General features: G+C 53.5%; 24 protein-coding genes and 1 riboswitch. Of the genes, 13 read left to right on the top strand and 11 right to left on the bottom strand.

Features of this window, described 5'->3' with window-relative positions; genetic code table 11:
* Positions 1-140 precede the first annotated feature (140 nt).
* Together ACP5D4_RS09085 and glyA are read right to left on the bottom strand one after the other, a co-directional pair.
* Positions 141-1202 carry a glycosyltransferase family 4 protein gene (locus ACP5D4_RS09085; RefSeq protein ID WP_428011304.1) on the bottom strand — a complete coding sequence of 354 codons (1062 nt, stop codon included), beginning with the start codon at positions 1200-1202 and terminating at the stop codon, positions 141-143.
* Between the two features lie 171 nt (positions 1203-1373).
* Positions 1374-2657 carry a serine hydroxymethyltransferase gene (gene glyA / locus ACP5D4_RS09080; protein ID WP_428011303.1) on the bottom strand — a complete coding sequence of 428 codons (1284 nt, stop codon included), beginning with the start codon at positions 2655-2657 and terminating at the stop codon, positions 1374-1376.
* 296 nt (positions 2658-2953) lie between these two features.
* Here glyA and ACP5D4_RS09075 point away from each other — a divergent pair, with 296 nt between their 5' ends.
* The 4 genes from ACP5D4_RS09075 to ACP5D4_RS09060 all read left to right on the top strand — a co-directional run bounded on the left by ACP5D4_RS09075 (position 2954) and on the right by ACP5D4_RS09060 (position 7714).
* A complete protein-coding gene (locus tag ACP5D4_RS09075) occupies positions 2954-3151 on the top strand; it encodes a hypothetical protein (protein WP_428011302.1) in 198 nt (65 codons plus the stop codon).
* Positions 3152-3669: 518 nt separating this feature from the next.
* Entirely contained in the window at positions 3670-5283 is a 1614-nt protein-coding gene (locus tag ACP5D4_RS09070) for an NAD(P)H-quinone oxidoreductase subunit 4 (RefSeq protein ID WP_428011301.1), read from the top strand.
* 163 nt (positions 5284-5446) lie between these two features.
* Entirely contained in the window at positions 5447-6739 is a 1293-nt protein-coding gene (locus ACP5D4_RS09065) for a PAS domain-containing protein (protein ID WP_428011300.1), read from the top strand.
* Positions 6740-6811: 72 nt separating this feature from the next.
* Entirely contained in the window at positions 6812-7714 is a 903-nt protein-coding gene (locus ACP5D4_RS09060) for a putative bifunctional diguanylate cyclase/phosphodiesterase (protein ID WP_428011299.1), read from the top strand.
* Here ACP5D4_RS09060 and ACP5D4_RS09055 read toward each other — a convergent pair.
* The 7 genes from ACP5D4_RS09055 to ACP5D4_RS09025 all read right to left on the bottom strand — a co-directional run bounded on the left by ACP5D4_RS09055 (position 7711) and on the right by ACP5D4_RS09025 (position 14213).
* Positions 7711-8124: a DUF1636 domain-containing protein gene (locus tag ACP5D4_RS09055; RefSeq protein ID WP_428011298.1), complete on the bottom strand. Its 414-nt coding sequence runs from the start codon at positions 8122-8124 to the stop codon at positions 7711-7713. The two genes, ACP5D4_RS09060 and ACP5D4_RS09055, sit on opposite strands and share 4 nt — an antisense overlap.
* A 27-nt stretch (positions 8125-8151) precedes the next feature.
* A riboswitch (cobalamin riboswitch) is annotated at positions 8152-8309 on the bottom strand.
* A 70-nt stretch (positions 8310-8379) separates the two neighbouring features.
* Positions 8380-10050 carry a serine/threonine phosphatase gene (locus tag ACP5D4_RS09050; protein ID WP_428011297.1) on the bottom strand — a complete coding sequence of 557 codons (1671 nt, stop codon included), beginning with the start codon at positions 10048-10050 and terminating at the stop codon, positions 8380-8382.
* A gap of 37 nt (positions 10051-10087) precedes the next feature.
* Positions 10088-10720 (bottom strand): pseudouridine synthase, encoded by a 633-nt coding sequence (locus ACP5D4_RS09045; RefSeq protein WP_428011296.1) that lies wholly within the window; start codon positions 10718-10720, stop codon positions 10088-10090.
* Between the two features lie 75 nt (positions 10721-10795).
* Positions 10796-11125, bottom strand: a complete 330-nt coding sequence (locus ACP5D4_RS09040) for a DUF760 domain-containing protein (RefSeq protein WP_428011305.1) — start codon at positions 11123-11125, stop codon at positions 10796-10798.
* 444 nt (positions 11126-11569) lie between these two features.
* On the bottom strand, positions 11570-11713 hold the full coding sequence (locus tag ACP5D4_RS09035) for a hypothetical protein (protein ID WP_428011295.1): 144 nt from the start codon (positions 11711-11713) through the stop codon (positions 11570-11572).
* A gap of 292 nt (positions 11714-12005) precedes the next feature.
* Positions 12006-12596 carry a DUF4178 domain-containing protein gene (locus ACP5D4_RS09030; RefSeq protein ID WP_428011294.1) on the bottom strand — a complete coding sequence of 197 codons (591 nt, stop codon included), beginning with the start codon at positions 12594-12596 and terminating at the stop codon, positions 12006-12008.
* Between the two features lie 72 nt (positions 12597-12668).
* Positions 12669-14213, bottom strand: a complete 1545-nt coding sequence (locus ACP5D4_RS09025; RefSeq protein ID WP_428011293.1) for a polyamine aminopropyltransferase — start codon at positions 14211-14213, stop codon at positions 12669-12671.
* A gap of 168 nt (positions 14214-14381) precedes the next feature.
* On the opposite strand from ACP5D4_RS09025, the gene ACP5D4_RS09020 reads away from it, so the two are divergent.
* The 4 genes from ACP5D4_RS09020 (at position 14382) to hisS (ending at position 17359) form a co-directional block, all read left to right on the top strand.
* The gene (locus ACP5D4_RS09020) at positions 14382-14717 is read left to right on the top strand and encodes a helix-turn-helix domain-containing protein (protein ID WP_428011292.1); all 336 of its coding nucleotides are present in this window, start codon (positions 14382-14384) and stop codon (positions 14715-14717) included.
* Positions 14718-15070: 353 nt separating this feature from the next.
* Positions 15071-15346 (top strand): hypothetical protein, encoded by a 276-nt coding sequence (locus ACP5D4_RS09015; RefSeq protein WP_428011291.1) that lies wholly within the window; start codon positions 15071-15073, stop codon positions 15344-15346.
* Positions 15347-15388: 42 nt separating this feature from the next.
* A complete protein-coding gene (locus ACP5D4_RS09010; protein WP_428011290.1) occupies positions 15389-15961 on the top strand; it encodes a Uma2 family endonuclease in 573 nt (190 codons plus the stop codon).
* A gap of 129 nt (positions 15962-16090) precedes the next feature.
* Positions 16091-17359, top strand: a complete 1269-nt coding sequence (gene hisS / locus ACP5D4_RS09005) for a histidine--tRNA ligase (RefSeq protein WP_428011289.1) — start codon at positions 16091-16093, stop codon at positions 17357-17359.
* A 182-nt stretch (positions 17360-17541) separates the two neighbouring features.
* Here the strand turns inward: hisS and ACP5D4_RS09000 are convergent, their stop codons facing one another.
* The gene (locus tag ACP5D4_RS09000) at positions 17542-19113 is read right to left on the bottom strand and encodes a hypothetical protein (RefSeq protein ID WP_428011288.1); all 1572 of its coding nucleotides are present in this window, start codon (positions 19111-19113) and stop codon (positions 17542-17544) included.
* A 133-nt stretch (positions 19114-19246) separates the two neighbouring features.
* Here ACP5D4_RS09000 and ACP5D4_RS08995 point away from each other — a divergent pair, with 133 nt between their 5' ends.
* Positions 19247-20941 carry an ArnT family glycosyltransferase gene (locus tag ACP5D4_RS08995; RefSeq protein ID WP_428011287.1) on the top strand — a complete coding sequence of 565 codons (1695 nt, stop codon included), beginning with the start codon at positions 19247-19249 and terminating at the stop codon, positions 20939-20941.
* A gap of 47 nt (positions 20942-20988) precedes the next feature.
* Here the strand turns inward: ACP5D4_RS08995 and ACP5D4_RS08990 are convergent, their stop codons facing one another.
* On the bottom strand, positions 20989-21363 hold the full coding sequence (locus tag ACP5D4_RS08990; RefSeq protein WP_428011286.1) for a hypothetical protein: 375 nt from the start codon (positions 21361-21363) through the stop codon (positions 20989-20991).
* Positions 21364-21686: 323 nt separating this feature from the next.
* On the opposite strand from ACP5D4_RS08990, the gene ACP5D4_RS08985 reads away from it, so the two are divergent.
* From ACP5D4_RS08985 to ACP5D4_RS08970, 4 genes are all read left to right on the top strand, one after another.
* The gene (locus ACP5D4_RS08985) at positions 21687-23006 is read left to right on the top strand and encodes an SWIM zinc finger family protein (RefSeq protein WP_428011285.1); all 1320 of its coding nucleotides are present in this window, start codon (positions 21687-21689) and stop codon (positions 23004-23006) included.
* A 62-nt stretch (positions 23007-23068) separates the two neighbouring features.
* On the top strand, positions 23069-23233 hold the full coding sequence (locus tag ACP5D4_RS08980; protein ID WP_428011284.1) for a type II toxin-antitoxin system HicB family antitoxin: 165 nt from the start codon (positions 23069-23071) through the stop codon (positions 23231-23233).
* A 559-nt stretch (positions 23234-23792) separates the two neighbouring features.
* Positions 23793-24524, top strand: a complete 732-nt coding sequence (locus ACP5D4_RS08975; RefSeq protein WP_428011283.1) for an alpha/beta hydrolase — start codon at positions 23793-23795, stop codon at positions 24522-24524.
* An 18-nt stretch (positions 24525-24542) separates the two neighbouring features.
* Positions 24543-25190, top strand: a complete 648-nt coding sequence (locus tag ACP5D4_RS08970; RefSeq protein WP_428011282.1) for an alpha/beta hydrolase — start codon at positions 24543-24545, stop codon at positions 25188-25190.
* Positions 25191-25209 lie beyond the last annotated feature (19 nt).

Below are 25209 nucleotides of genomic sequence, written 5' to 3'. Positions count from 1 at the left end.
ACGGAGACTCGTAGAACGATGAATCCCCCTGCCTTTAGGCGGGGGAGAACGTCAAAAGAATCTTTTTAACAAGAATCTTTGGAGTTCGAGATCGAACAAGACATCTCGAATCTTTTTGATTTCGCGTTGGATTTCACGTTTTACTTGGCGTGTTTCCAGGCTCTCCAAACCGCGTATCCCAGTAACGAGGTCGATCCCAACGCATAGGCCGGACCGCTGGGAAGTCCCGCAAAGGCCAACGCCAACCCGCCCACCCACAGGGTCAAGGCATAAATCAACAATACCGTGAGACGGTGAGACAACCCCGCATCCAGTAAGCGGTGGTGGAGATGTCGCTTGTCGGCGGCGAAAGGAGAAATCCCGTTACGAAGTCGATCGACAATCACCGCCGACATATCGAAAATGGGAACCGCCAGAATAATATAGGGCAGTAACACCGCCGTCACTGCCGCACTTTTCACCAATCCAATAACGCCCACCCCCGCCAGAGTAAAACCGAGATAGTACGCCCCTCCATCTCCCATAAAAATCTGAGCGGGATTAAAGTTGTAGCGGAGAAATCCCAACGCCCCCCCAGCTAAGGCGGCGGCGATTAAAGCGGCGGCGGGTTGTTCCATAAACAAACTCACCACCAGCATCACCACCGCTGCAATTCCCGAGACGCCAGCGGCTAAACCGTCTAATCCGTCAATCCAGTTGATGGCGTTCGTCATCCCCACCAGCCAAATCACCGTGACGGGTAAACTCACGGCGTCGGCGAGTTCCACCACGCCCAGAAAGGGAATCGATAAAAACTCGATGCGAACGCCGCAAATGGACCAAACTAAGCTGGAGACGAGAACTTGGAGTAACAGCCGAGTGACGGGAGAAAGGCTGAACAAATCGTCCGCCAAGCCGATGATGAAAAAGAACAAGCCGCCGATGGTGACGCCCCAAATTTCGTATTCCGAGGCGGGATCGAGGATTTGTCCGTCTGTGTCGATAAATCCCCCCAGTCCCCAAACTAACAGAAGGGCGACGAGGGTTCCCAGGAAAATCGAAACGCCGCCCAACCGAACCATCGGGCGATCGTGAACTTTTCGATCGCCCGGAAGATCGACTCGTCCGCTTCGCAATCCGATCGCTTTCACGATGGGCGTTGTAACGAGAACGACAGCAGCCGAGACCAGAAATGCGAGAACGTGATACAGATGTTGCGGCATCTGAAATGTTGGGGGGACGAGATCGCGCTTAGTGTACCGCGATCGAGGGAGATCGCGCTATAAAAAAACCGAGTGTAAAATTGACGCGGGTCACTTTTTGCGTCCAATTTGCCTGAAAAAAAGGGCAGCCCGCAAGACTGCCCAACAACTCTGTTATCGCGAGAATTTAGGTTACGCCAGAGCCGCAACCGGAATCCGTAAATGTGGATACAACGGGAACCGCTCGCATAAGGTAGCGACACGCTGACGGCATTGTTCGGCGATCGCCTCATCTTCAGGGTTCAACAGGTGATCGGCGATAATATTGGCGATTTCGGTAAACTCTTCGCTGCCCATGCCCCGAGTGGTCATGGCCGGCGATCCCAGACGCAAACCGCTGGTGACAAACGGCGATTCAGGATCGAAAGGAACGGTGTTTTTGTTGGCGGTAATATTAATATCGCTAACCAGGGCGTCGGCTTTCTTACCCGTCATGCCGATCGATCTCAAGTCTAGCAACATTAAATGGTTGTCGGTGCCATCTGAAACGATTTTTAACCCGCGATTTTGCAGTTGCGCGGCCATGGCTTGGGCGTTTTCGATGACTTGGGCGGAATAGGCTTTGAATTCCGGTTTCAGGGCTTCGCCAAAGGCCACGGCTTTCCCGGCGATAACATGCTCTAAAGGACCGCCTTGGCTTCCGGGGAATACTGCTTTGTCGAATTTTTTACCCAAATCGGCGTCGCGGGTCAAAATCAAGCCGCCGCGAGGTCCGCGAAGGGTTTTGTGAGTGGTGGTGGTGACGACATCGCAGTAAGGGATGGGGTTGGGATGGTGTCCCGTCGCCACTAACCCAGCGATGTGGGCGATGTCCGCCAGCAGGTAAGCCCCCACTTCGTCGGCGATTTCGCGGAATTTATCGAAGTGGATGGTTCGGGGATAGGCTGAGTAACCGCAGATGATGAGTTTGGGGCGGTGTTCTAAGGCCAGTTCGCGAATTCGATCGTAGTCGAGTTGTTCGGTTTCCTGGCTGACGCCGTAGTGTTGGACGTTAAACCATTTCCCCGAAACGTTGACGGGGGAACCGTGGGTGAGGTGTCCGCCGTGAGACAAGTCCATCCCCATGATGGTGTCGCCGGGTTTGAGGAGGGCGAGGAACACCGCGAAGTTGGCTTGGGCGCCGGAGTGGGGTTGAACGCTGGCGTGGGCGGCGCCGAAGAGTTCTTTGGCGCGATCGATGGCCAATTGTTCGATACCGTCGATGAATTCGCAACCGCCGTAGTAGCGTTTTTTCGGCAGTCCTTCAGCGTATTTGTTCGTCAGTACCGATCCCTGGGCGGCGAGAACGGCGGCGGAGGTAAAGTTTTCGCTGGCGATGAGTTCGAGGTGATCCCGTTGTCGTTGCAGTTCGCGTCCGATGAGATCGGAGACGGCGGGATCGGTAGTCGCGAGGAAGTCTAAGTTCGTCTGAGTCATAGTTTCGGGTTTCTGACGATTGGGCAGAGGAAGGTGTTACGGACGAGACCGGGCGATCGAGCGAAAAACTCGAGGTCGAGAGCTTGCAGAGAACCACTTCGGAGCGATCGAGACTCTCCCACCTTCTCAACGCCTCCAAATTTACTATTTTACCTTGTTTGTGTGTGGCAAGGAAGATGAGGTGATGGGGTGATGAGGTGATGGGGTGACACGGCTCGCTGTTCGCTGCTCCCTGTAAAAGTCGGCGTCTACAATGGAACTAGGGCAATTTAGCCAGAGTCGGAGGTGTCGGAAAGATGCTTGTAATTTTGATGGAGGATCGCGTGCTTCCCCCTTGTCAAGTGTGCCAAGGTTGTTTGCTTGCCGATCGCAACGGACAACCCCGGTGGCACCACGGAAAACTTGACTGCGGACACGCTGTCGGGAAACTCAGTGACAAACATCCCAATCGATATGAGTGCATGATGGGATTTTCGATCGCCGATATCGATTAATCTTTTTTAATCTTGTCGTTTTTTTCCTGGGTGCTGAAATCACAGATTTTCCGGTTTGACCGGGTTTCTGCATCAGTCCTCAACCGTTACTCAACCGTTAAATCCACAAAAAACTATAGCAACCATAGAAAACGCCCCCACTCGATCGCCCGTTTGCGACAACAGGGGGGGCGTATTTTAACCGTTATATCTGGATATTTCGACCAACACGATCGAACCGAAACCTCGATCGAGCCTCGAGGCGTCCAGTTGAGAACAAGCGTTCTCTACGAGCTTACACAGTAAATCTTGTATCGACAACGAGTCCCATCTGTATAAATACAGATGTCAGGTGAGAGTGACACTCTCGGGCGATCGCTCGAAGCTCTTTCCCTGGGGTACTCGTTCCCTTTTATTTCAATAAGTACAGATTATTTTCTGTATTAAAATTTAATATATTGCAAAAAAAGTTTGCATAACTTCATCTGAGTCCATACAATGGAGTCTAAGACATAAGTATATATGCTCATTTTAGATCGATGACACAGTTTCCTTGGCTCACCGCCATTCTCCTCCTGCCCCTCGTGGCGGTCGCCGCCGTTCCGATTTTGCCAGATAAAGGAGGCAAAACGCTACGTTGGTACACCCTGGGCGTAGGACTGGCCGATTTTGCCCTGATGCTCTATGCCTTCGGACGATTTTACGACTTTGACGACCCCAGCTTTCAACTGGTGGAGCAAGTGTCGTGGATTCCCCAACTGGGTTTGAACTGGTCTCTGGCAGTGGACGGACTCTCCGTTCCGCTCATCGTCCTCACCGGACTGGTGAACGTTCTGGCAATCGCGGCCGCCTGGAACGTCGATCGCAAACCCCGTCTTTTCTATAGTTTAATGCTCGTGCTGCTGAGCGCCCAGATCGGGGTATTCGCCGCGCGAGATACGCTACTGTTCTTCCTGATGTGGGAAGTAGAACTGGTTCCGGTGTATCTCCTCGTCTCCATCTGGGGCGGCGCCAAGCGTCTGTACGCAGCCACCAAATTTATTCTCTATACCGCACTAGCTTCTATCTTTATCCTGGTTGCCGCCCTGGCCATGGCCTTCTACGGCGACACCGTAACCTTCGACATGGCGGAACTGGGAGCCAAACACTTCCCCGTCGCCTTCCAAATCTTCACTTACGCAGGCTTGTTAATTGCCTTCGGCGTGAAGCTGCCCATCTTCCCCCTCCATACCTGGTTGCCCGACACCCACGGCGAAGCCTCCGCCCCCGTGTCGATGATTCTGGCGGGGGTGCTGCTGAAAATGGGCGGTTACGCACTCATCCGCCTCAACGTGGAAATGCTGCCCGACGCCCATATCTACTTCGCCCCCGCCTTGGTGATTTTAGGGGTTGTAAACATCGTGTACGGGGCGCTGACGGCGTTCGCCCAAGACAACCTGAAACGTCGTTTGGCCTGTTCCTCCATCTCTCACATGGGCTTCGTCCTCATCGGTATTGCTTCCTTCACGGATGTTGGTATGAACGGTGCAGTCCTGCAAATGCTGTCCCACGGACTGATTGCAGCGATGCTCTTCTTCCTGGCTGGCGTCACCTACGAACGGACTCATACGCTTTCGATGGAAAAAATGGGCGGTTTAGCTAAAACCATGCCGAAAACCTTTGCGTTGTTCACCGCTGGCGCGATGGCGTCCCTGGCACTCCCGGGAATGAGCGGTTTCATCGGCGAACTGACGGTGTTTATCGGTATCTCCTCCAGCGACGCTTACAGCAACATCTTTAAAGTGGTGGTCGTGCTGCTGTCGGCGGTGGGACTGATTGCAACGCCGATTTACTTGCTCTCGATGCTGCGTAGTGTGTTCTACGGCAATGAAACGGGTATCGAAATCGATTCTTGGTTGGATGCCAAACCTCGGGAAATTGTCATCACCGCTTGTCTGTTGCTGCCGATTATCGGAATTGGTTTCTATCCCAAAATCGCCACCCAAACCTACGACGTGAAAACCACCGAGGTGGCGGCCGAAGTTCGCAACGCTTTACCGGTGTTCGCCCAACGTCGCCAACAGAACCAACTGTTCTCGGGCGGTTTGTTCGCTCCCGAAACGGCAAATTCGCAAGGATTGTTGAGTGTCGCCGATTTAGGAAAAGGCGCCTAGGGGTTCGATCGCTTTCTTTCAATATTGCTCTCGAGGCAATTTTCTCTCGATGCAGAATATGCCTCTCTCGATTTCGAGGGAGGTATTTTTTTGTGCCAGTGCCGCCAATTTCAAGCTGTGCGATTCGCTATGCTGGATGGTTAAGCAGCTTTTTCGATCTATCGTGAAATTCGATCGATTCCAACCGAATTACTCTGCTGTCGAAATCGCGTTAATTTACGCCATCATCGGCAGTTTGTGGATTGTCCTGTCCGATCGCGCCATCGATGCCGTTTTTGAGACGCCTCATATCGTCACCGAACTCCAAACCCTAAAAGGCTGGGGTTTCGTGTTGGTCACGAGTTTACTTTTATATGGGTTGGTACGGCGGAGCGTTCGATCGCTCCAACGCAGTTACAATTTGCTTTACACCGTCCTCGAAAGTACCACGGACGCCATTTTTGCCAAAGATATCGAGGGGCGGTACGTCCTGGCGAACTCCGCCAGTGCCAGAGCCTTAAAGCTCCATCTCGAGGAAATGCTCGGCGCCACCGATGAGGAGCTGTTGGAGGCGGAAACCGCCCGTCAAATCCGCCAAAACGACCGACAGGTTCTCGCCCGAGGAGGCACTCAGCTATTTAAAGAAAACGTTCTCGTCGAGAACCGACCGACCACCTTTCTCACTACGAAAGATGTTTGGTACGACCCTCGGGGTAAGGCCATCGGAATTATCGGCATTTCGCGAGACATTACGGAAATCGATCGAGCGCGTCAAGCTCTGGCTGAGTCGGAACGTCGCTATCGGCTGTTGTTCGAGTGCCACCCACAACCCCTGTGGGTTTACGACCTGGAAACCTTGGCATTTTTAGCCGTCAACCATGCGGCGATCGATGCCTACGGATATAGCGAAGCGGAATTTCTCGAGATGACCATCGCCGACATTCGCCCCTCGGAAGACGTACCCCAGTTACTCGACAACGTGGCTCAGGTGGGGGAGGGAATCGATCGCGCGGGACTTTGGCGACACATCAAAAAAGACGGCTCGACGATCGATGTTGAAATTACCTCCCATCCGCTGGAATTTGACGGACGCCGGGCTGAAGTCGTCCTGGCTAACGACGTGACCGAACGCTTAGCCGTCGAACGCCGCCTCGAACGTTACGCCTTTTGCGATTTGGTGACGGGACTGCCCAACCGCAACAATTTTTTAACCTATGTCGAACGGGCGATGACGAGGGTGCGACGGCGCGAAACTTCCCAGTTTGCCGTGTTGTACCTGAGTTTAGACAATTTCGTGCGGCTGAAATTCAGCCTCGGTCACGATCTGGTGGAACAAATGCTCGTGCAAGCGGCGACGCGCCTGGGGTCTGTTGTTCCCGAAGCGGTGGTGACGCGGGTTGAAAGCAACGAATTCGCCGTTCTCCTTGAAGCAACGCCGTCGGACATCGACGCCAGCGCAGAACGGATACAGGCGTAACTGTCCCAGGAATACGTTATCGGCAACCACGAAATCTTTACCGATGTCAGCCTCGGAATCGTGTTCAGTTCCATGAGGTTCGATCGACCCGAAGACTATTTGCAAGCCGGAGATACGGCGATGCACCGGGCGCAACTGTCCAAACGCCACCGGGACTGTTTGACCTTTACCCCGGCCTGGCAAGAAGAAGCCAGACGTCGCATCGAACTCGATACCGCCCTGCGTCGGGCGTTGGAACGACGAGAATTTCAACTGCACTACCAACCGATTTTCGAGTTGGAATCGCGGCAACTGGTGGGATTCGAGGCGTTGGTGCGCTGGTACAGTCCTCAGCGAGGTTTGGTGTCGCCGAACGAGTTCGTTCCGCTGGCGGAGGAGACGGGGTTAATTGTCATTTTGGGAGAGTGGATTCTCGAGGAAGCCTGTTGGCAGTTGCGGGATTGGCAGTTACGTTTTGGCTGGCCGAGACTGTCGCTGTCGGTGAACGTGGCGGCGGTGCAGTTGACGCAACCGGGGTTTGTGGAACTGGTCGATCGCCTGTTGCGGGAAACGGAGATTGCGCCCGCTTCCTTGCGCCTCGAAATTACCGAGACGGCGTTGATGGACAACACGCAGCGATCGCAAATCTGTTTGCAACAGCTCAAACAGCTCGGCGTCTCGTTGAGTATCGACGATTTCGGGACGGGGTACTCGTCGTTGAGTTACCTGCACTCGTTCCCCTTCGATGTGATGAAGATCGATCGATCTTTTGTCATGCAACTGTTGGAGAATCCCAAAAGCTTGGAAATCGTCCGTAACATTTTGCTGCTGGCGCAAAATTTGCGGTTGCAGACCATCGCCGAAGGGGTCGAAACTGAGTTGCAATTGCGCCAACTCGAGCTTCTCAACTGTGATTTCGGACAGGGATATTGGTTCGATCGACCCCTTCCGGCAGAAGACGCCCGAAAACGCATCGAACGACATCTTTCCAGTTAACGGTTGTCCGCCACCGGGGGAATTTTAGCAATAATGCGTTTTTTGAGGAGTTTCGGACGTTCCGACCAGCGCAACAAGCCCTGGGGGGACTCGCAATAGCGATCGACGAATTCCAATACTGAGGCGGAAAGGCTGTCGAGTGCGCTGTCGTCGGCATTTAAGTCGCCGAAAAGATAAGTGTATTTACCCGAAGCCGAAAGAGACACCGTACAGCCGCGATCGCAGGCGTCCATACATTCGACGGGACAGACGGACAATCGGTCTTTTAACGGAGAAGTTTCGGCGTTCGATCGCAAGCGATCGAGGAGTTTCTCGCCATTGCTTCGACCGATACGGCGTCCGTTTTCCCAGGCGATACCGCAGGTCGTGCAGACGAACAGCGTCGGTTCTGCTTTAGAAAAATCCATCATCTGTACCTCGCAGACGTGATGTGTATGGTGGATCGATCGTCAGCGGCGGGCATCCTGACTCAGAGGCATCGAACGGGAACCGTTCCACCTCAACACAGTTGCGGGACAGCGTCGGATTTTCACCGAACTTTCCCCCTTACGTTTGACGGCTGATCCCCGCCAAAACCGCTCAATTTTTCGATTCTAACACCTTGGAACCGGGAACCGGGAACGGGGAACCGGGAACCGTTCCTCCTCGATCGCACCATCACCCCCTCAAGGCTGCGATCGAACGCTGACGCGAACCAGAACAGCGGTGATATTATCGCGTCCGTTTTGAGTATTGGCTAAATTAATGAGTTCGGTGGCGGCGGCGTCGAGGTCGCTAGATTCCCTGAGAAACGGTTGTAAGTGGGTTTCCCAGTAGATTTCCACGAGGTTGTTATCGGTGAGGCCGTCCGAGGCCAGAAGAAATAAAGTATTTTCAGAAAGATTGAAAAAGCGAACGTCCGGCCGCAGGGCGTCGTTATCGCGAGGTCCGAGGGCTTGGGTCAGTTGGTAGGCTTCCGGACGACTGTAGGCCACAGCGGGGTCGATTCCTTGTCGGATGGCGTGTTGTCCCACTTCGTGATCGGTGGTGAGTTGTTGGAGTCCCCCTCGGGCGGTGAGGCGATACAGGCGGGAGTCTCCCACATGGGCGACAGCAGCGCGATCGCCGTTGACCAAAAGCATGACGAGGGTGGTTCCCATGCGGCCGCTTCCCTGGCGGCTTTGGTCTTGATTCAGGTCGTAAATGGCGCGGTTGGCGCGATCGATGGCCTCGCGAATAGCGGTTTCGTTGGGGAGGTCGTCGCCCCACTGCTGAGATAGGGTTTCGACGATGATTTCCGCAGCCATGCTACTGGCGATATCGCCGCCCTCGTGGCCGCCCATTCCGTCGCAAAGGACGTACAAGCCCCGGGAGGTGACGGTTCGAGCGGCGGGGGTTTCGCGGAAGTCTCGTTGCGTCCAAATGGCGAAGGTGTCTTCGTTGCGGGGGCGATGGCGTCCGATATCAGTTTTTCCGCCGTGTTCGAGATAGACGACGGGGGCGATGGGGGCGGTTACGGTGATGTCCTCTTCTTCGAGGGACTCGATATCGTCCCAGGCGGTGGGTTCGCTATCCTCTTCTTCGCGCCTGTCGATGAGGTCGTCGAGTCCGTCGCCGATGCTTTGGGGATGGTCGAGGATAGCCCGTTCGACTTGCTGTAAAAACCGAGCGATATCGGACGGGGGCGGTTCGGAGAGGGATTGAAAGAGCGTCCTCCAGGCTTGTGCGAGGACGGTCAAGGTCAGGGGTCGATCGCTCGGGTCGGAATACAGCCGTTGCAAGCAGATGGCGCGATCGCCGTCGAGGTGAAGGTTGTGCAGTTGGGTCAAACTGCTGCGACAGGAGAGCGCCGTTAAAATCGACCACAAATCGAGCATTTGGTACATCCAATACAAGCGTTGCAACGACGAAACGGTTCGCCATCGATCGAGAACGCGGGGAAGGGTCGATCGATCTTCAAGGAGAACTACCGTATGGCCGTTATTGTGCCAGGTATCTTGAAGTCGCGGCAACGCGGAGTTGGACTGACAGCGGGGATGGAGATAGGGTCGCGCTAAGTCGGGAACTTGATTGTCTGTACTGTAGGAACTGACGCCGTTGGTGAAATAGGGAGGAAGTTGGGGGTGAAGGTCGTAGGCGCGGGTTTCGATCTCGCCGTATTCGTTGAGTTTTCCCAGGTCGAAGAAACGGTAGCGTTGTTGGGAATCGAGATAGGGGGGAAGGGTGGAGGCGGTGAACTTGGCCGAGACCACCGCTGCAAACCAGATCGGGTTTTGGGAGGGGAGAGGCGCACCACATTGGGAACAGGATTCGCGATCCTTGGGGTTGAGGGTGTGACAGTGGGGACAGACCAGCATGGCGACGGCGATCGAAATTGATATCTTCTATGGTGCGCTATTTCCAGCTTCGCGATTTCGATCGCCGAAACGGGACGCTCCGGCGTTTTTCACCACACCGCCGTTGCAGTTCGGAGAGTTCGGCGGCGCTGAGGTCTCGCCACTGTCCCGGTTGTAGGGTCTCTATCTTCAGATTTTCCATCCCGACACGCACCAGTCGCAAGGTGGGATATCCCACGGCGGCGGTCATGCGTCGGACTTGGCGGTTGCGTCCTTCGGTGAGGGTCATTTCCAGCCAGCCGGTGGGGACGTTTTTACGAAAGCGAACGGGGGGATTTCGCGGCGGTAAGTCCGGTTCCACGCTTAACCGTCGCACCTTCGCCGGTCGAGTGCGATACTGACGGATGGTCACGCCGTCTCGCAGCCGTTGCAAACTCGCCTCGTCGGGAATGCGTTCCACCTGTACCCAGTAGGTGCGATTTTTGCCAAATTGCGGGTCGAGCAGTCGATGTTTGAGCCGTCCGTCGTTCGTCAGCAGTAACAGACCTTCGCTGTCGCGATCGAGCCGTCCGACGGAATACACTGAGGGAACGTCGATGTAGTCTTTGAGGGTACGCCGAGGGCTGTCGCTGTCGTCCGTAAACTGACACAGCACGTCATAGGGTTTGTAAAACAGAAGATATCGATACAAGGTTGGAAATCTCGAATCAAAACGGAAACACTGGCGCCGGACGGACGCCAATGGGGGGTTCCCACCTCGGAGAGGTCAATCCTCTGTTTCCTCCGAACGCGGCGAAGGGGGTCGATGGATGGACTGCTCGAAATTGAGGCGTTGTTCGACGTTGCGGAGGAAGTAGCCGCTAATCATCGCCGAAGCCAGCAACCGCCCTAAGTTTTCGCGACTGGTGGTCACGCTGACGCCGAAGTGTTCCGGAGGTAAACTTCCCAGCAAACCGACGATGTTCCGTTCCATCACTTGTACCACTTCTGTGGAGCCAGGTTTGGAGAGATGAGAAACCACTTCCGGACTGAGCGACTGGACGTAATCCCACAGTAGGTTTTGGGCTTCGTCGTCGCTGTCTAAAAATTCGGGCATCTGGTTTCGATCGAATGGGTTCGTCAAGATGGCCTCCTCGCAGCCGAGACTGCTGCCTCGCTACTTTCGTCCTATACCGCTAGTTTGCCACATTTTTCCGGGCGATCGAAAATCTGGAAGCTAAGTTTTGTGGTTGTCTCTGTTGAAATTTGCTCGGTTTCCACCGACCTGGCTCCTCTAATTTTTAGCCCGTATTTTCTCTGCACCCTCTCCCTTTGAAAGGGGCTTTTGCCGGAGGTTAGAGTCGCTTCGCTTCTCGGGACAATGAGGTGGGAGATTGTCGGTTTGACCGCTCGACTTTTTTTCGCAGGTTCCCTGATTTTAAAGTTTCGTTGCCTGGGGCGATCGCACTTCTCAAGAAACAGCCAACCTCGTCTTTGATGGGGTTGGCTTCCGAAGATTTGATGGCCACCGGTTAAATCGGCTCTGTTTTTCAAGATCGGGTTAAACAATGCCGCTGACGATGGCAACGGTGGCGAGGCAGATGACGATGCCCATTATCAAGGCAATGGTAAAATAAGGGGCGTGGTTTACGTTGTGAAGATAGCGATTCACTTCTTCATCTTCTGGCTCTGGATGCCAAATCATAGGCTTCATAATACGTTCTCCGTAAATTCTGCTAGAATCTTTGTATTTTTAAATTAGTCAATTTTACGGAGAAATGCCAGTATTGAAGTTAATCTTAAATTTTCTTCTTGAAAATTAATAGGATTTTCTGTTAAAATAAGCAGAAAGACTTTTCTATGAGAGCGACAAAATTTTCGATCGCATCTCATATAGACTCGGAAGATCCCCGGCATCTCCAAGATGCCGGGGATATAGAGCGAAATCTAGAGCGAAACGCAGTAAGTTCGATTGAGATGCGAGCTGTCGATCGCATCTATCGATAGACGCTTCCGCCGCCACCGGGAAGCAAGGACAGTTGCGAGGGACGAATACTGTAACCGACGCTAACCTCAATATCGCCATCCCAATTTTCAACAGACAAGCGGCGATCGCCGTCACCTTCGTAATCGTAATAGCGACAGGATTCCGCCTTGCGTTTTTGAATCGTTCCCATACGACTCATATTCGCTTTTCCCGACTCCACCCGAGTAAAAGTTTCGCCGCCGTATTCAAGAGATTTCGGCGGTTTCCCCGAAATCCCCAAATCCTCAGAAACCGATTCCAACCAAGACACCTCGATGGTGTCGTCTTCGGAGACAGACAGCCAGCGAATATCGTCGCCATCTTGCAGCATATATTCCAGCCACACGAAGCCGTCATCGTCGTAAGTCAGTTTTCCCTCAACCACCCAATCGCGCTCTTCAAACTGCACGATATCGCCAATTTGCAGCGTAAACAGCGTTCGGTTGAGGGGCGGAAGTTCCTCCGCGAGGGGACGTTGAGACGCGAGACGTTTCTGATTGGTGACGAGGTAAACCGCCACGCCAACCACGACCACAACAGCAATCCAGAATAAAAAAACCATAGTTTTTAAGATGGGGAAGACGGAAGAGGGAAAAGCGAAGACAGTTATCAATTATCAATTATCAATGGTCAATTAATACATCTGCCATCGTCCTTCGGTTTGATATTGAACGATTTTAGGATGGACGAGTCGGTTAATTTCAACGTTGTCGAGGGAAATGTCGGCGGGGAGGTGGAACAGTCCCGGTAGGATATCGGCGGTGAGGAAACGGGTATTGATGGGAAGATCGAGGGTGGCGGGGTTGAATTCCCCTTGGGTGGCGAGGACGAATCCCCAAGGTCCGAAACTGGGTACGTCGATACTGTAGGGATGGGATGAAAAACCGGCGGACTCTAGGGTGGCGGCGATGCAGGCGAAGGCTTTGGTGGCGAAGAAGGGACTCGAGGCTTGGGTGACGAGGACGCCGTTGGGACTCAGGCGCGATCGCAGTCTCAGATAAAATCCCTGGGAATACAGTTTGGCGATCGCGTCGCGATCGGGATCGGGAAAGTCGGCGATAATGACATCGAAGGTTTCCGATAAACTGGGGGCGACGGAAAAGGCGTCGCCGTAACGGATTTCAACGCGAGGGTCGGAAAAGGAATTTTGGTTCGATCGCACCAAAAAGGGATGTTGACTCGCCAGTTTGACCATCTTGGGATCGAGTTCGAGTAACACCACCTTCTCGACGGAATCCCATTTCAATACTTCTCGCAAGGCGAATCCGTCTCCAGCCCCCATCACTAACACCCGTCGGGGAGTTCCACTCGCACTCAGGGCTGGGTGAACCAAGGCTTCGTGATAGCGGTATTCGTCCAGGGTGGAAAACTGAAGTTCTCCGTCGAGATAGAGTCTCACGTCTTGGTTCCAACGGGTGAGGACGATACGTTGGTATTGGGTTTGAACTCGCGCCACCACGGGAGCGTCGTAAAGGCGGTTTTCGAGTCGATCGCCGAGGGGGACGGTCAGCGGTGCGATCGCCCACAAGGCCGCACAAGTGGCTAATCCCGCGATTCCCCAGCGTTTCATTTCGGGGAACGATCGACCGATGAGAAACACCATCAACGCCGGAAAAGACCCCAGAATGGCGGCGGTGGGAAACATTCCGAATACTGGAAGCAGCAACAGGGGAAACGCCAGCGATCCCACCAAGGCCCCGGCGTAATCCAACGCCAACACTCCAGCCAGGGCGTCTTTCACGCTGCTATCGCTCTCCATCATCCGCGTCAGCAGGGGAACTTCTAACCCGGCGAGAATTCCCAACAGGATGGTCACGAGAATCAGTCCCAACCATAGGGAACTGTTGGCCACGAAGAGAACGAACAGCAGTAACGGTAAAAACGCCGAAGCGGGAGCGATAGCCAGTTCCACTTGCACGAATCGCGTTAAAAGTTGGGTTTTGAGGGGGTTTTCGGGGGAGTCCTCTACGGCGACGAACTGACTCAGATAGGACCCCAATCCCATCGCGGCGAGAAAACCTCCCACGGCGACGCCGAAGGAGAGGGCTTGGTTTCCCACGAGATAGCTGGCGAGGGTGCCGAGTAGTAACTCGATGGCTAAGCCGCAGGCGGACGATACGGCGGCCGCTGCGAGGATGACGTTCCGCTGTCGTCGGTTCAATGTCCACACTTGCATCATGGTTTGGGTTGGAATCTGCGCGATTTTTTCCGTGACATCTACCGCAAAGCGGTCGATCGCACCTCCGGACGAGAAATTTCAGCGATTTGAATCCCCGTGGCGGCGTGAGTTTTCGCGCAAAATTGCCTAGAATGGTAATAAGTAGATATACACGGATAAGTAAAGGTTATGTCCGGAACTGAATCCCACGCCTTGCCGCTCTTGTCAGATCGAGAGTTACAGGTTATCGAATTGGTTGCATCGGGATTAACCAATCAAGAAGTTGCCGATACTTTAGAAATTAGCAAACGGACGGTCGATAACCATATTAGTAATATTTTGAGTAAAACGGAAACGGAGAACCGCGTGGCTTTGGTGAGATGGGCGTTGCGCTGGGGCAAAGTCTGTTTGGACGATGTGAATTGCTGTACGCTCCCGCCGTCGGCGGTCTCTTCTAACGCCAACAGTTCGATGGAATCGGCGGAGGGTTCGGCGGATAGTGTCGAGCCGGAAGTGGCGTCTTAAGGACGCGGTTCGATCGATTTTTTCGTCGGTTCTCTCGTCAAAAAAACATCCTCTTGCATTCAGAATCATTCGGACTCGATTGGCGAAAAAACGTCGATCGGGGCGTTTTCTATGTTTTGGAGTTTTGGAGAATTCCTTTAACTGATGGATATTTTTGACGTAAAATGTGGCAGAGAAATTGGCTCAAAAACACGAGAATCTATGGTGAATAAATGATTCACCACAGAGACACAGAGGACACAGAGGGTTGAGTATAGAAACGATCGAAGCTTGTCAAGGCTATAATGTTTGTGGTACAATGTAAGTTTTATTCTGTAAAATTATTGAATTCTAGAACTTATCGTTGAAGAAAGATGACCGATCGATCTCGTCAGTATTTTTCGATTTCTACGTTACCCCTGGCTCTGTATCGGGAAGTGGTCGCCCATTTACGGCAAATTGAAGGGGTCGATGCGGGGTTGTTACCGCAAACGGCGACGGATTTCGATTACTATCGCAGTCAAATCGGCGGTTTGTGGGTGGAAACCGCGCCGGAGACCGACGCCAAGAGTCGATCGACCCTCGAACGGGTGTTAGCCTATTACGGCGATCGCTTCGGACCTTGGCAGGCGATCGAAATCGAGGGCTAACGATGGCAGAACTGAAACATTAACCCCCAAGGAGAACTCGCCATGACCGTCACAGTAGACAGCCGACAGTTGAGTTTTGAAGAATATTGCCAACTCAACGATTCAGATCGACGCTACGAATTAGTTAATGGGGAGTTGCACTTGATGAATCCGCCCACGATGCGGCATTTTTTTATCGCGAAGTTTTTAGAACGAGCGTTCGACGCTGAAATTCAACGCCTACAGCAACCCTGGACTTGCGTTCAAGGGGCAGGAGTTCGGACGGGACTGGCGAAATCGCGCCTGCCAGACTTGATGGTGGTATCTATAGACGCCGCAATGGAACTCTTGGATCGCTCGGCCGTGTTTCAAACGGCGCCGTTCCTGGCGGTCGAGATCGTCAGTCCCAGTTCGTCCGTGGATGATTACCGCTACAAACGGTCTGAGTACGGCGCGATCGAAATTCCCGAATATTGGATCGTAGACGGACACGATCGCAAAGTGACAGTGTTGCACTTGGACGAAGGGTTTTACGAGGAAACGATCTACGCCGACGACAAGGCGATCGCCTCAAAAGTGTTTCCCGAGTTAAACGTGACCGCAACTCAAATATTCGCGATCGGCGAAAAAAAGTGAGATGCCCCCCGATCGGGTGGCGAGCCAACGTGAGGTACAATCGAGTCGCTAATTGGTTGAAGCCCTTACTGGATAGGAATTTCAGCTTTTTTGCCGAACCCAAACTGACGTTAGAATTACGGTTGGTTGATGTCTAAACTGCAAGCAATTCGAGGAACGCGAGATATCCTTCCCGACGAAGCCGCTTATTGGCAAACCGTCGAAGATACGGCGCGAAATATTCTCCAAAAAGCCGCTTACCGCGAAATTCGGACTCCCATTTTCGAGCAGACGGAACTGTTCGAGCGGGGAATTGGGGAAGCCACGGACGTGGTGGGGAAAGAAATGTATACGTTTGTCGATCGCGGCGATCGATCGATTACCCTGCGTCCCGAAGGCACCGCCGGGGTGGTTCGCTCCTACATTGAAAACAACCTCCACGCCGCAGGTGGCGTTCAGCGTCTCTGGTATTTGGGGCCGATGTTCCGCTACGAACGTCCCCAAGCCGGACGCCAGCGTCAGTTTCACCAAATAGGCGTCGAGGTGTTGGGAACGGACGACCCGCGAGCCGATGCGGAAGTTATCGCTTTGGCGACGGATATTTTCAAAACCCTGGGGTTAAAAAACCTGCATTTGGCAATTAATTCCATCGGACGGGGCGAAGATCGCGATCGCTACCGTCAGGCGTTGGTAGACTACTTCACCCCTTACCAAGAGGACCTCGACCCGGATTCTCAGGATCGCCTGACGCGCAATCCCCTGCGAATCCTCGACAGTAAAGACCCAAAAACCATCGAAATCGCCAAAAACGCCCCCAGTATCCTCGAGTATCTCGGCGACGACTCCAAACGGCATTTCGATCGCCTGTGCGCCTTACTCTCCCAGTTCGGCATCCCTTACCAACCGACGCCGACCTTAGTACGGGGACTCGATTACTACACCCATACCGCCTTTGAAATCCAATCCGACGACCTCGGCGCCCAAGCGACCGTGTGCGGCGGCGGCCGTTACGACGGTTTGGTGGAACAACTCGGCGGAAAACCCACCTCTGCGGTAGGTTGGGCCATCGGTTTAGAGCGATTGATTTACCTGTTGCAACAGCTTGGAAAAACGGTCGATCGAACCCTGGACTTTTATCTCGTCTCCCGTGGCGAAAACGCCGAAAATGCCGCCGCCTCCTTAAGCCAGCAGTTACGGCGAAGCGGATTCAGCGTCGAAATGGACTTAAGCGGAAGTGCCTTCGGGAAACAGTTTAAACGAGCCGATCGCAGCGGCGCCGCAGCCTGTTTGGTTCTCGGCGATGCCGAAGCCGAAGCGGGAACCGTCAACCTCAAATGGTTGAAAACCGGAGAACAGGAAACCTGGATGCAATCGGACTTGTTAGCGAAAGCCGACGAATTGCGAGAGAAGCTGGGTTAGACAGACAAGTTGTCGGGTGCGTGACTTGAAAAATCCGGTGTCGAACCTGAGACAGAGAAATCGTCACGCACCGACAAAGTACGCCGCCAACAGACAAGGGGATGTGACGCAGCTAGAAAATGGACTCGAAGTCAGGCCAAGGGTACGTTACCGCGTCACGCACCGCCCCCAATCGGGAGCTATCAATTGTCAATTGTTTTGCTGCCTTGGTCTCCGGTATTCTTGACGTTAATCACTTTCTTGAGCAAGTCGTACCAGAACGCCGACCCCATGGAAATGGCCACGCCACTGATAAACCAGCCAAAAATACGGCGCAGATAGGGCATGGGATTGGGGAGGCTGAGTTGGGTACGGGGAATCGACACCATCGTGGCTTGTTCGGCGGGAATTTGTTGTTTTCGGAGATCTTCGGACCATCCCAGAGGGAGGGATAGATCGTTGAGGGCGTCGCGAACGTTGGTTTTCAGGGCGTCCGGACTGACGTTGCGATTGGCTTGACTTTCGGCGTATGCGTTGACGGTTTCTCGCAGGGTGGAATTTTTCGAGAGACTGTCCACCATGAATAAGGTATCGGCGTTGGTGGCGATGGCGACGAGAAAACCGATGGCGATGGCGATTCCTCTGGCGTTGCGGCGATAGACGCCTTTGGCTCGAGCCATGGAATTGTCGAACCAGCGTTCGATTTCCGTTTGTAAGTCTTGAACTTCGTCTTCGATGTTATCTTTCGTGGTTTTAATGCGGGACGTGAGGGCGCTGAGGCTGCGTTGGACGGGTTCGGGAAGGTCGGGCAAACTGTCGATAATTTGCACGAATTTTTGATAGGCGGGGCTATCTTTGTCGCGAACGGCCTGTTCGAGTTCTTGATAAAGCCGGGGTTTTTCGCGCACCAGTTCCACGAGTTCGTTTAAACTGGGTTTTAAGGCAGCGATAACGGCTGGTTTTTCGGTGGGACTGTAATATTTGTTTTTAATGAATTTGAGTTCGTGAATAAAGAATTTTTTGACGTTTTCGGGTTCTTGGATAAATTCGTGACAATAGCTGATATAGGCGTCGAAGGTGTTTTCCATGCGATCGAGCGTCGCCGGAAGCGGCGTGATGCCGTTTGAAAAATCGTCTCGCGCTCGATTCCATTCCCGCGTGGATTGGCGCGAACGCTCCGTTGCCAAGCGTCGCGATTCGGGATCTGTGAGGTAGCGAATTTGTTTGAGAACTTCCGAAGTTTGCCGTTGTTGGAACTTTTCGAGCCGCGACAGACTGACGAGTTTTCCGACTTCCGACATTTGGAAGGTTTCGATAATCGTTGAGGCAAATACCTGAGCGGGAATGTACGACGGGGCGCTCGGTTGTTTGGAAAAGGGGTTTTGTAACGGTGTTGATTTCCGCCCGAAGAGCCGATTGACGGCTTGATAAATCCACGAACTGATTCGATAAAATCCGTTAATAATTTTATTAAAAATATCGCGATTTAAGGTTGCGACTTTCCCCTTTGCTTCTTGATTGAGCGTATTAATTAAAGGGTGAGAATACAGGCGCTCTGTGAGTTGTCCGACTTCCTGGGCAAGGTGATCGCTTTCACGATAGCGATCGGTTTTTCCGCCTCCTTCTAATAAAGTTTGAATCGATTGGCGTAAATGCTCGGCACGCCATTGAAAAATGGTGGTCAGCAGTTCTTGTATCTCAGATGCTAGTAAGCTTAAAATGAGATAGATAAAAATAATACCAATAGCAATATCAACAACAAGTGGTAAATTCATCGCTTATGCCTCGATCGAACAGAACCTCGGGAGAAAACGAACAAACTGAACAGCGAACAAACTGAACATAGTTTAAAGCCTAATTTCCCGATCGCTTCGCTTTGTTAACAAATTTGTCTCGAACTGTCTCCCTATGATGCGTCCGCAATTTAAAGGAAGAACCTGGGGCTTCGTCCCCCGTTCGATCGATCGCGCCGCCGATCGCGCTTGGGGCGTGGCATTGCTCTTAGCTGCCCTCCTCCTGTTTGGCATTCATCTCGGGGATGTCCCCTTACGGGATTGGGACGAAGGTACCGTGGCTCAAGTGGCTCGCGAAATTTGGCGATATCCGCAATCCTGGCTGTATCCCACCCTGCACGGGGCGCCCTACACCAACAAACCCCCCTTAATGCACGGCTTTATTGCCTTAGCCTATCAGTTCGGCGGCGTCAGCGAGGCGATGGCGAGGCTGCCGGGAGCCTTGCTGACGGCGGTTTCGGTGCCGTTGGTGTACGGTATCGGACGGGAACTCTGGCCTCGTCGATCGATGGCGGTCTTCTCGGCGTTAGTGTATCTTACCTGGCTTCCGGTGGTGCGTCACGGCCGTTTGGCGATGCTGGACGGGGCGATTTTATGTTTTTGGACGTTGTTGGTGTGGTGGACGTTGCGATCGCGTCGGGATTTACGTTACACCCTGGGCGTCGGCTTCGCCTTCGGTGCCATTTGTCTGACGAAAGGGGTGATGCTGGCGGTGTTGCTGGGGGCGATCGTCGTGGCGTTTCTGCGGTGGGACACGCCCCGTCTGCTGCGAAGTCCCTGGTTGTGGGGCGGCCTGGTGTTGGGAACGGTTCCCGCCGCCGCCTGGTACGTGGCTCAAGTCCACCTCTACGGTATCTCGTTTCTCGAAGGAAATTTACTGTTTCAGTCCGCCGAGCGAGTGTGGACCTCTGTGGAAAATAACGGCGGCCCGCCCTGGTATTACCTGGGGGAACTGCTGAAATACGGGCTTCCCTGGCTGGTATTCGTTCCCTACGGCCTCAAACTGGCCTGGGGCGATCGCGTCTTGAGTTGGGCGAAATTGCTGTTAGTGTGGAGCGGCCTGTATTTCGCGGCCATTTCGCTGATGGGGACGAAATTACCTTGGTATATTTTGCCCCTATATCCGGCCTTGGCGCTGTTGTGCGGGGCGGCGATCGATCGCTTTTGGTGCGAGTCGGCGGTGACGGGGATGTTAGACGACAAGCCCAAACCCTATCCGAAACTGTGGTTGGCAAGCTTTTCCCTGTTAGCGGTGGCGGGATGGGGCGCCAGTGCAGTTTTGGCGCGACAGTATTTCGCCGACACCGCCACCGTAGACGCGAATTTAGTGGTCGCCTTGCTCTCTGTCGCCATGACGATGACGTTGGCGGCGCTGTTGACTTGGCGGCGAGACGCCCAGGTGATACTGGTGTTGGTGTGGGGGTTGTACCTGTCGCTGTTGCTGTTCGTCACCTCGTCTCAGTGGGTATGGGAGTTGAACGAAGACTATCCCGTGAAGCCGGTGGCGGCGATGGTGCGCCAGGGAACCGATACCCGTCCGATTTATACTTCTCATCCCTACAGTCGTCCCTCGTTGGATTTCTACGCCGATCAACCCGTCGTCCACGGGGAACTCGAGGAATTACAGCAACGGTGGAACCAAGACGAGGAAACCTGTCTGTTGCTGGATGTGAAGGCGTTAGAGACGCTGTCGCTGCCCCAAGCGGACTATCGCGGTTGGGCGGAAGGATGGCATTTGCTCTGTCACCGCAAGGCGATCGCGTCCGAGGGGCAGGTGAAGGAGAGAGAAAACCCCGATTTCGCCAGTTAATCGGTAATTTGACGTGGTGTTTGGGGATTTTTCGATAACGTTGGCAATTATTCTGAGGATTCGATCGACTCGTGGAAGGGTAGCACCTCGGGAACGACCGACTTAGAAGACTCCCCCGCGTACAGGGACACCAGCGTGACGCCGAGGGCGACGACTCCGATGGCAGCGAACCACTTCAAGGCTCCCACATCTCGCAGAATTCGGGAAAAGGGGCGACTCTGGCGGCGGAGAATCTGCCCGAAATCGAGGCGGTGGAGGGAAACCGGATCGCGGACGAAATGACCGCTCCAGCAAACCACGAGGCGGGTTTGGCAGGACGGACAGGTGTATAAGCCGTTAAAGAGCTGTCCGGCGTGAATTTTGTCCGTATGGTGGCAAATCGGACAGGTGATAGAGTGAGTGTTGGAGGTGGGAGCGCTCATAGCCGATGCCGCGATAGACTGTACGACCAAAGGATCGATCGAGACGAGTCCAAATGCTTTGATGTGCCGCAAGCTGGGCTGACTCGATCGGCATTTTTGGGAGGTCTATTTTCACTTTAATACGAATTTTCGAGTTGGTGCGATTGCAGACTCTAATTTAAAAAAATGCAGCCGACCCGCTGTAGAGACGCCAAGATCGCCCTAATGAGGATTTTTCCTCAAAAAAGACTTTATAAAATTTAAAGTTTTTTAAAGTTTCGAGCGAGCGTAAATCGGCATCTATACTCAAAAAAATCGCACAACTATCGAAAAACGGGTTTTCCATGTCATTGAGTTGGACGATCGAGCGGGTTGTCAGCTTAGCCACCGACGACAAATCTCAGAAAGCGGCGCGAGGGTTAGCCCAACCCCGCCATTGGGACAGTTGCGGGCGCAGCGATCGCGCGGTATGGGGAGAATGCCTCGGAAGCGGCAAAACCCCCTATCGCACCCAAGTCGATTTGACCGAACCCGCGTTTCGGTGCAGTTGTCCCAGTCGCAAGTTTCCCTGCAAACACGCTTTGGGGTTGTTGTTTCTCTTCACTGAACATCTCGAGGCGATTCCGGAAACGACGCCCCCAGACTGGGTACAACAGTGGTTACAAGGGCGAGACGAACGGGCGGCGAAATCGACGAACCCGACGCAAGAGCGGCAAAAATCCCCTCAAAAATCCAGAAAAACAATCGATCGCCGCGCCGCGAACGTCAAAGGAGGGATGGAGGAATTATCCCTGTGGCTGCGAGACGTGATGCGGCAAGGGTTGGCGTCGTTACAGGGGAAAAGCGATGTAAATTGGGAATCGATCGCCGCCAGAATGGTAGACGCCCAAGCCCCCGGAATCGCCAAACAGCTTCGAGACATGGCGCGAATTCCCTACACCGGGGCGGGCTGGCACGAGCGCCTGTTGGAACGACTGGGGTTGTTGTGGCTGCTGCTGGAAGGCTACCAGCGCCTCGAGAGTTTACCCCCAGGGATGCAAGCGGAAATTCGCGCTCAAATCGGTTGGACGCAGCGTCAAAGCGAGGTTTTAGAGGGTTCCGGGGAGATCGATCGCTGGTGGGTGGCGGGGCAATCCCTGGAGAACGAACATACTGGGGCGACGACGTTAAAGGCACAGCGAACCTGGCTGGTGGGGGAACGAAGCCATCGATGGGCGGTTGTTCTCCACTACGTTCACCACTCTCAGGCGTTAGAAAACAGTTGGGTTCCCGGTACTGGCTGGAAAGGGGAAGTGGTGTTTTACGACGGGGCGTATCCCTTGCGGGGGTTGGTGAAGTCTCGGGATGAGGCGGTGGAGTCGCTGACGCAGTTACCGGGGTTTGCGGATATCGAAGCGGGATTGACGGCGTATGCAGAGGCGTTGGGGCGAAATCCCTGGCTTGATCGCTTTCCCTTGTCGCTGTCGGCGGTGGTTCCCCTTGACGGCGGCACTCGAGTCGTCGATGAGTTGGGGAATACGTTCCCGATTTCGCCCAAGTTTCAGCAAAATTGGCAGTTAATGGCGGTGAGTGGGGGGCGAGCCGTCTCGATTTTTGGCGAGTGGGATGGGTTGGCGTGGTTGCCGTTGGGAGTTGTGGCGGACGGGCGATTTGTGGGGTTTTGAAATCGCGCGATCGCTCTATATTTTAGAATTGAGACAACAGGCCACAATCGAAAATTTGCTCTATGAAATTGCTTCGAGACTCTACTTGCATTATTCGCCCAGACGATAACAATACGTTGGTCGCCTACGTTCCAGCAATCCCCGGATGTCATGCGTTGGGAGACTCCCCAGAAGAAGCACGACAGGAACTTGAAGATGTGGAAGTTTCGATCGCACGTGCAGGCTAGTTGCTTTTAAGATTGGTGGGAGCGAGTCTATTGCCTTGTCAAGTTAAAGATATCCGAGTCGCCAGAAAGCTCGGATTTAAGAAAGCTCGATAAAAAGGAAGTCATCCCTAATTTGTTAATTTAAATACAAAACCTGGGTCGGGGGGATATAAAATCCGCTTATTACCTCAAACTCAGAAGACCCATCGTACATTTAAATTGAGTAATAAATTGAGTAATAAATTGAGTAATAGAACCCATACCAAAAGGTCTCGGCCTGGCTGTATCGCGAAACACAAAATCTCAAATCGTCCCAATCTTAATCTAAAAAATTATTAATTTTTAACAAATATTAAGCCTTGGGTCTTGACAAAAGGGTCGATATCGGGGAAGTTTGGCTTAAATATAACTTAAGATTCTAGCAAACCTTACAGTTCCCTAAAGTTCGTTGACTTTTCCCGAACCCGGCTATAGACTCAAACCGAATACAGATCCCTAAAACTCCAGAATATATCCAGAATACGATAAATCCATGCCTTTCATCCAGCAATCTCGAAAGATTCTGAACACTGCGGCTAAGATGCTCGGTCGCACTCTCGCGGTAGGCGCGGGTGCGAGCTTGCTGGCCTTTTCTGCCCCCGCAGATGCCCTCGAAACTATCATCATTCGGTATAACCAAGACGAAGTAACCGTCACTCTCGACGAGATTCTCGACTTCGCCGCCACCGGAGAACTTCCGGAACTCGAACAACTCCTCATCGACCAAGAAGATCTCCTCCAAGAAGCCGCCGAAGACGTTCTCAACGTGCTTCAAGATGCCCTGACCGAAGAAGTTCGGCTCAGTGCCAGACTGCGCGGCGACATCGAGAGTTTCCTCAACAGTACCACCGGGGAATTCTTACTCACGCAGCTCGAACAAGTCATCACCCGGGCTGACAACACCAGCGACCTAGAATCCATTCGGGGGGCGTTGGTCAACGTCTACGAAGAGCAAGATTACGTCTCAGTGCTGACGCTCCTCGAGGCGTACCCGGAAGATATTGTGAAAATCAACGCCAGCGGCTTAGAAGGCGTCGTGCGGGATGTGGATTCCTTCATCACGCAAATCGAACCCGCGCTGCAAGCGATTAAAGACGTACTGCAAGACATCATCTGCGATTGTCCGCCTCGGGACGAAAGTAACTTACCCACCGACGAACTCCGGGCTGAATGCCGTCCGACCCCCGACTCCACCGTTGAAGCTGACGCCGCAACGGATTCCGAGACCCTCTCAGCGGCAAAATCCTTAAAGCCTAGCAAAGCTGACCAGTAACGCTCTTGGAGAATATTCATGCCTGATTCGAGATTCCATGTAGGGGCGAACGGCCGTTCGCCCCTGCTGCAGCCCGTGACGAAACTGCTTTCGGTCGCGTCGGCGTTAGTCCTCGGTGTTGCAGGGATGGCCTCCGAGGCGGCAGCCGCTGACCGACTGGTTTTCACCTACGGGGCTGCTAACCGAAACATCGATATTGCCGATTTACAAACCTTGGCGGAAACCGGGGAAATCCCCCGCGATGCCTCGACGTTGCGGTTTATTGCCAATACGGCTGACCTGACGGCGGAAGATATGCAACTGGCTCTGAACCAGGAACTCAGCGTCAGCCTGCGCTTCATCGACGACGTGACCTATTCTCTGCCTGGGGAATACGTTTTGTTTCAAATGGGGCAAGTGTTCCACAATCGAGGTCGCGTGGCGGAGATTCAATCTCTGCGCGCGGCGTTTATTAACTCCGTTAGTGAAGACGGTCGGATTACGTTATTGGAATTCTTGCAAAACTACCCCAACCGCGACCTGTACATCGACGGGGCGCGGCTGCTCAACAACGCGCAAGATGTGATTGCGTTCGCGCAAGATGTTGGCGATCGATTGGAAGTTCCTCTAGCGGTGGCGAAAGAGGTTCTCGAAGGCGTCGTCTGCGAGTGTGAAGTGGAAGAATGATGAGGGGATGAGGGGATGA

This window comes from Baaleninema sp. (assembly GCF_049974805.1).
In the GTDB taxonomy this organism is placed as follows: Bacteria; Cyanobacteriota; Cyanobacteriia; order Cyanobacteriales; family Geitlerinemataceae; genus Baaleninema.
Note: the sequence above shows the minus strand (reverse complement) of the source record. Positions and strands in the feature narration are given on the sequence as shown.